8 protein-coding genes are annotated in these 5,294 nt (G+C 73.1%); 4 read left to right on the forward strand and 4 right to left on the reverse strand.

The genetic code is table 11. From position 1 onward, the window contains the following. The 4 genes from BZL64_RS31040 to BZL64_RS31055 form a co-directional block, all read left to right on the forward strand. Positions 1 to 550 (forward strand): GNAT family N-acetyltransferase (locus tag BZL64_RS31040; protein WP_208639551.1); only part of this gene is annotated, 550 nt, incomplete at its 5' end. After that, positions 547 to 1,659: an HAD-IIIC family phosphatase gene (locus tag BZL64_RS31045; RefSeq protein ID WP_086772472.1), complete on the forward strand. Its 1,113-nt coding sequence runs from the start codon at positions 547 to 549 to the stop codon at positions 1,657 to 1,659. The genes BZL64_RS31040 and BZL64_RS31045, both read left to right, overlap by 4 nt. Continuing rightward, positions 1,656 to 1,973 carry an acyl carrier protein gene (locus BZL64_RS31050; protein ID WP_244205577.1) on the forward strand — a complete coding sequence of 106 codons (318 nt, stop codon included), beginning with the start codon at positions 1,656 to 1,658 and terminating at the stop codon, positions 1,971 to 1,973. The genes BZL64_RS31045 and BZL64_RS31050 overlap by 4 nt, the downstream gene beginning before the upstream one ends. 137 nt (positions 1,974 to 2,110) lie before the next feature. Continuing rightward, complete coding sequence (locus BZL64_RS31055) at positions 2,111 to 2,425, forward strand: chaplin (RefSeq protein ID WP_086772473.1); 315 nt, start codon at positions 2,111 to 2,113, stop codon at positions 2,423 to 2,425. A gap of 127 nt (positions 2,426 to 2,552) precedes the next feature. Here BZL64_RS31055 and BZL64_RS31060 read toward each other — a convergent pair whose 3' ends face one another. From BZL64_RS31060 to BZL64_RS31075, 4 genes are all read right to left on the reverse strand, one after another. Beyond that, on the reverse strand, positions 2,553 to 3,419 hold the full coding sequence (locus tag BZL64_RS31060; protein ID WP_086772474.1) for a tyrosinase family protein: 867 nt from the start codon (positions 3,417 to 3,419) through the stop codon (positions 2,553 to 2,555). Then, the gene (locus tag BZL64_RS31065) at positions 3,403 to 3,963 is read right to left on the reverse strand and encodes a tyrosinase family oxidase copper chaperone (protein WP_086772475.1); all 561 of its coding nucleotides are present in this window, start codon (positions 3,961 to 3,963) and stop codon (positions 3,403 to 3,405) included. The genes BZL64_RS31060 and BZL64_RS31065 overlap by 17 nt, the downstream gene beginning before the upstream one ends. A 152-nt stretch (positions 3,964 to 4,115) precedes the next feature. Next, on the reverse strand, positions 4,116 to 4,634 hold the full coding sequence (locus BZL64_RS31070) for a hypothetical protein (RefSeq protein ID WP_086772476.1): 519 nt from the start codon (positions 4,632 to 4,634) through the stop codon (positions 4,116 to 4,118). 231 nt (positions 4,635 to 4,865) lie between these two features. Then, the coding region (locus tag BZL64_RS31075; protein WP_107430376.1) for a DUF5949 family protein at positions 4,866 to 5,294 on the reverse strand (429 nt) is incomplete at its 5' end.

A 5,294-nucleotide genomic window follows, 5' to 3' on the forward strand; every position in this document is an offset into this window, starting at 1 on the left:
CGCCCGGTCCCAGTCCCCCGAACCCGGCTGGCAACGCCCCGCACCCGAGTACCGGGCCGCCCTCGAACAGCGGGCGCGGCCCTACCTCACCCGGCAGGCCGACGAGGGCGACCTTGCGGCCATCGGTGAGTTCGAGGCCGAGATCGCCCGCATCTCCTTCGGCGAGGACGCCGTCGACGACCCCGCCCGGCACGCGTCCCGTGTGGGCCGTTCCATGGAGAAGTCGAAGGAGGGCATGATCGTCGCCCACCGTCCGGGCGGCGACGAGGTGGTCGGCTGGTGCTGGGTGAGCATCAACCAGAACCAGATGACCGGCGACCGCTACGCCAACTTCCGCTCGCTCGCCGTCGCCCCGCTCGACAACCGGGCCGACGTAGCCGAGCTCCTCCTCACCGAGGGCCTGGAGTTCTGCCTGGCCAACGGCATCACCGAGGTCGTAGGCCGAGTCCACGTCGGCAACGTCCCGATGCGCACGGTCTACCGCAAGTTCGGCTTCGACCCCGCCACCCTCACGATGAAGCTGCGCCTCCCGGAGGAGGACCCCCGATGACCGGCACGACGGGGGCACCCGACCCGACCGGTCACGACCCCGACCGGATCAAGTGTGTCGTCTGGGACCTGGACGGCACCCTGTGGGACGAGATCGCGGTGGAGACCCTCACCGACGAACTGCCGGTCCCCCGCCCCGAGATGCTGGCCGCGATCGACGCGCTGGCGGCCCGCGGCGTCCTCAGCAGCCTCGCGAGCCGCAGCGCGCCCGCGGTCCTCGACCGCATGGACGCCGTGCCCGGACTGCGGGAACGCTTCCTGGCCCCACAGGTGTCCTGGCAGGACAAGAGCGAGTCGCTGCGCCGCATCGCCAAGGATCTCGGGATCGCCGTCGAGGCACTGGTCCTGGTCGACGACTCCCCGTACGAGCGCGCCGAGGTGGAGGCACTGCTGCCGGGCGTGCGTACGCTCGATCCCGGCGGAGTCCCCGCGCTGCTGGCGGCGTTCGAGGACCGCGAGGTCACCCCCGAGTCGCGGGAGCGGGTGCGCCGCTACCGCACCGAGGAGACCCGCCGGACCGAGGGCGAGCGTTTCCGGGGCACTCGGGAGGAGTTCCTGCGCTGGTGCGAGATGCGCCTCACGATCGGCCCGGCCGTCGCGGACGAAATCCCGCGGGCGCTGGAACTCGCCGCGCGCACCCACCGTCTGAACTCCTCCGGCCTGACCCCCGACCGGCTCCGCGCGCTCGCCGCCGCCGACGGGCACGAGCTGTACACCGCCCGGATGTCCGACCGCTTCGGGGAGTACGGCATCATCGGCGCCGCTCTCGTCGACCGGACCGCCCCCGGCTCCTGGTCGGTGCCGCTGCTCGCCCTGTCCTGCCGGGTCGCCGGCCGGGGCGCCGCCGCGGCGTTCCTGTTCTGGCTGTTGGAGCGGGCGCGGGAGTGCGGTGCCGAGCGGTTCCGCGTGACGCTGCGGCCGACGGACGCCAACCTGGAGATGCGGATCCTGCTCCGCCAGGCGGGCCTGCGCCGCACGGAAGCGGACGCCGACGCCGGCGACGACGGGGCGATCCTGGCCCGCGCCCTCCACAGCGGTGACGGTGGCGGAGACCTGCCGAAGCCCCCCGCCTGGCTGCATGTCTCCACCCGAAAGGACGCCGACGCGTGACCGACGCCCACACCCCCTCCCCCTCCGCCGCCTCCTCTCCCTCCGCCACGGAGCGTGCGGCCGTGGAGCGGGAACTGCGCGCGATGATCGCGGAGGCCGCCCGCCTGGATGCCGCCGTGGTCGCCGGACTTCCCACCGACACCGACCTGTTCGGCCCGGAGATCGGCCTGACCTCGCTCGCCGGGGTGACGCTGCTGGGCGCGGTGGACGCCCGCTTCGGCGTCGATGTCGCCGCGTTGGACCTCAGCCTGGACAGTCTCCAGTCCATCGCCACCCTGGCCGACTTCGTGACGGCGCACCGGAGCGCACGCTGAGGCGCACGCCCCCGGCGCGTGCTCGACAAGGGTGATCCGGCGGGCGCCGCCGTGACCTGCCCGAGGGCCCGGCGTTGAACGGGGAGTGCGGTGGCGCGACCTGCTGCCGTGCGAACCGAATCACAAAGGAGAACGTGATGTCTCGCATCGCGAAGGCAGCCGCTGTCGCCGTCGGCGCCGGCGCCATGATGGTCAGCGGAGCCGGCCTGGCCATGGCCGACTCGGGCGCGCAGGGCGCGGCCGTGGGCTCGCCGGGCGTCCTGTCCGGCAACCTCGTCCAGGTTCCGGTCCACGTGCCGATCAACCTCTGCGGCAACACCGTCAGCGTCATCGGCCTGCTCAACCCGGCCTTCGGCAACACCTGCGCCAACGTCAGCGACCACGGCAAGGGCGGCGACGACAAGGGCGGCGAGCACCACAGCGGCGGCGACGCCGGTGGCTACGGCGGCTGACGTCCGTCTGGCAACACCCCACGGCAGAGCCCCGGCACCTCGAGCGCCGGGGCTCTCCCCTGTTGCGCGCACCTTCTCCGCGTACCTGTGCCGTGCCTCTCCTACGCGTACCTGTGCCGTGCCGCGTCTACGCGTACCGGTAGATCCGTCCCGCGTCCTCCAGCTGGTCCGGGGTCACGTCCCACGGGGGCAGCGTCTGGTGCCGGGCGACGACCCGGCGAAACTGGCTGCTGCCCGGCAGCGGCGGCTCGGCGGGCAGATAGCGGTGTTCGCCGTGACGCCGTTGCCAGCGGGTCCACAGCAGGTCGATGAAGGCGTGGTGCAGCCAGAACACCGGGTCGTTGACGGACGCCCCGCCGACCATCGCGCCGCCGACCCACCGGTGCACCCGGTTGTGGTTGAGCCAGGCGGTGCTGCCCCGGCCGGTCCCCCACCCCTCCAGCTTGTTGCGGAAGCCACGGGTGACGGTCGAGTTCCAGGGCGAGACGTCGTAGACCGGGTCGCTCAGCGCCCACTCCACGTCGGCCTTCGTCGGCAGTCCGATCGGGTCGCGGGCCCGGCCGAGGTCACGGGTGAGGAACGTGGTGTCGGTGACGCCGTCCTTGATCGTCCAGTTGCCGGTGGCGTGGGCGAACGGCCCCGTCGTCACCTGCCGGTCGGAGCGCCGCCCGTTGCCGCCGAGCAGGTCCGCGGTCCAGGGCACGGCGGTCGCCGTCCGGTTCCGCGTCCAGTCCCAGTACGGCACCGTCACCGAGGGGTCGACCCGGCGCAGCGCGTTCTCCAGCTCCAGCAGGAACCGGCGGTGCCACGGCAGGAACGAGGGCGTCATGTGAGCCGTACGCAGGCCTCCCTCGCCGTCGGAGACGTAGTAGTCGATGTGCATGCGCACGAACTCGTCGTACTCACCCCGGCGTTTCAGTTCCAGCAGGGCTCTGACGAAGCGTCGGCGCTCGCCGGCGGTGAGTGTGCTGACGTCCTTACGGATGTAGGCCATGGTGTCCCCCCATGTGTGTGTGACGGCCGGTGGCGGCGGTGGCCCGAAGCATCTCTCCCGGGCCCAGTTCGTCCACGGCGGCGCGGACCGCGTCGAGTGGAGCGGCGTACGAGCGGTAGTGGTCGACCATGCTCAGCCAGGTGCCGTCGGCGCGGCGCATGAGATGCAGAGGCCGGCCGTCGACGGTGATCTCCCAGCGGCCGGCGTCGCCCGAATGGGCCGGCGGGACGAGGCTGCCGAGCAGGTGACGGCCGAGGTAGGTCACGTCGAAGACGGTTTCCCCGAGCCCGAGGTCGAGCCCGCCCCCGGGCCCCAGCAGGGCAGCGAGTTCGGGCTCGGGCTCGTCCCGGCGGACGGGCCGGGAAGCGGCGACGAGCGGGGCGAGTGCGAGCGCCGCGGCGGCGCCGAGCAGTCCGCGCAGCGCGTCCCGCCGCGTTCGGCGTCTCGCCGGACGCGTCGTGGGCCCCGGAGGCACCGTGGGGCCCGGCTGTGTCGTGTCCGCCGGGACCGCGGTCACGGCGGCTCCGTCCGCGCTGACGACCATGTGTGCTCCTCGTCCGGTTCGGATGTCCACAGCGGTAACCGTCCGGCGGCCCGTGGGGTCACCGTGCGAGCTGGGAAACGCCAAAAGCCGCCGGAGAAGGGCGACAGGCCCGGACGGGGGTCCGGGCCTGTGGTCGGGTGGGCCTGTGCCCGCTACACGCCCTGGCCGAGCCCGAGGTTGGCGCCCGGCACGGTCTGCAGGACCGGGGTGAGCACGCCGGCCTGCGGCAGCTGGAGGTCCGGCAGGCCGAACCGGTCGGGGTTGGGGGCGGTGAGCGGGGCGTCCAGGGTCAGACCGGGGCTGAGGGTGCGCAGGTCGGAGGCGGGGGCGTCGAGACCGACGTGGTTGAACCCGTCGCCGAGGACCTCCGGCAGCGGTGCGCGCAGGCCCAGGCCGGGAAGTCCGGCGGAGACGGGCAGTTGCGGGATCACCCGGTCCGGGATGAGGCGTCCCTCGACGTACCGCGGGCCTTCGGGGGTGCCCGGCATGGGCAGCGGGATCTCGCCGCCGATCTTGGGCAGCTCCACGTTGAGGGACTTCTCGACGCCGTCCAGCGGGACGGGGACGGGGACCGTGCCGACCGCGGCGGCGGAGGTCGCGGAGGCGGCACCGGCCGCGGCCGCCACACAGGTGAGCACGGCGGCGAGGGTTCCTCGGGTGGTCGACTTCATCTCGGGTACGGACCCTTTCGGAGTTCTGGACTAGGCTGTACGCGCGTGACAAGGCTGTACGCGCGCGGCGAGACTCTGCGTGCGTGACGAGGCTGTGCGTGCGTTTCACGCGTACCGAGTAACGAGCCGGCGAACGGCTTCAGTTCACGATTCCCCCGACTGCCGTATTCGTGCGACGGGTGAATTGTCGGTTCGTCAGCTCATCCGGGGATTCCGGCGATGCCGCTCCCCCTACCAGCCGCGCAGGCTGCGGGCAGGAAGGACGACGTGCGCCGCGGCCTTGAGCGTCTCGTCGGCGCCGGCGAACGCGGCCAGCGCCTCGGGGGCGACGGCCCGGCCGGGGGCGGCCTCGGGCCAGGCGCGGGTGGTGAAGACGAGGTAGGCGTAACCGCGGCTCTTGACGGCGGCCAGCCACTCGGGCGGGGGCACGCACTGGGCCTTGAGGGGGGCCATGGTCAGCACGGCCTGACCGGCCTCGACGAGCAGGCCGACCGGCAGGCTCGGCCGCTCGGTGCCGTCGACCAGGTCACCGCCGACCGGCAGGCCGTTGTCGGTGAGCAGCCGCTCGATGGCGGCGGCCGAGGCTTCGGGACCGTCCGCGGCGTCACCGAGGGAGTACGCGAGGAGGTACGGCATGTCGGCGCCGTCGGCGGCCTCGCC

The sequence above is a fragment of the Streptomyces bobili genome (genome assembly GCF_002154575.1).
Taxonomy (GTDB): domain Bacteria; phylum Actinomycetota; class Actinomycetes; order Streptomycetales; family Streptomycetaceae; genus Streptomyces; species Streptomyces bobili.

Excerpts from the sequence above, each read along its gene's own strand:
- BZL64_RS31045 (WP_086772472.1), top strand. The coding sequence starts at position 547 with ATGACCGGCACGACGGGGGCACCCGACCCGACCGGTCACGACCCCGAC.
- BZL64_RS31055 (WP_086772473.1), top strand. The coding sequence starts at position 2,111 with ATGTCTCGCATCGCGAAGGCAGCCGCTGTCGCCGTCGGCGCCGGCGCC.
- BZL64_RS31060 (WP_086772474.1), bottom strand. The coding sequence starts at position 3,419 with ATGGCCTACATCCGTAAGGACGTCAGCACACTCACCGCCGGCGAGCGC.
- BZL64_RS31065 (WP_086772475.1), bottom strand. The coding sequence starts at position 3,963 with ATGGTCGTCAGCGCGGACGGAGCCGCCGTGACCGCGGTCCCGGCGGAC.
- BZL64_RS31070 (WP_086772476.1), bottom strand. The coding sequence starts at position 4,634 with ATGAAGTCGACCACCCGAGGAACCCTCGCCGCCGTGCTCACCTGTGTG.